The organism is Megasphaera intestinihominis (genome assembly GCF_040096415.1).
Taxonomy (GTDB): domain Bacteria; phylum Bacillota; class Negativicutes; order Veillonellales; family Megasphaeraceae; genus Megasphaera; species Megasphaera intestinihominis.
This window is the reverse complement of the sequence record NZ_JBBMEU010000162.1, coordinates 1-561: the sequence shown is the minus strand read 5'-3', so window position 1 is coordinate 561 and position 561 is coordinate 1. Positions and strand designations below refer to the sequence as shown.

The window sequence follows — 561 nt, the reverse complement described above, 5'->3', positions numbered from 1 at the left end:
ATAGATTTGAGTTTACGACCGTCCATGAGGAACGACGTCCCCGTATTGGTAACGCAGGCGGCCAGATTGTCCAGCCCAAGTCGATAGCCAGGACACGGTCTGGCGAAGCTTTCACCGGCTCTGGTTCCTTTAGGTAACAATACTGAATCTTGAAATACCGTCCGCCATACATGGGACAGATGCGGACTTCTTGAATCGTCTTCTCCTTCATCCTGTCGGGAACAGGAATCCGAATCCGATGGCCGTTATGGATTTTCGCATATTTCCGACTCAGCGGCACTGTCAGGAACCCATTCTTGATGTTGATAGCGTTCGTCGACAAGACGAGATGGAACCATCCCCCTTTTTCACGATAGTGTGGCAGGTGGACAGCCTTTGAACCATAGTCACCTGGCTTGACTTTCTGCAAAAGCCCGAAAAAAGAACGAAAACTGCGGTCGGCCATCTTCAATATCTGCTGGGCTACACCGGCCTGCAACAAGCTATAGTTTTCATTTTCCTTGCAAATGGGGTAATTTTCTTCGTACCGCAAGAATTGATGAGTATCGAAGTAATGCTGCC

The 561-nt window shown here is 49.0% G+C and carries 1 protein-coding gene; it reads right to left on the bottom strand.

Annotated features, from left to right (window positions below; all coding sequences use genetic code 11):
• A partial coding sequence (locus WMO23_RS11465) for a nuclease/transposase family protein (RefSeq protein WP_494337470.1) occupies nucleotides 1-561 on the bottom strand: 561 nt, incomplete at both ends.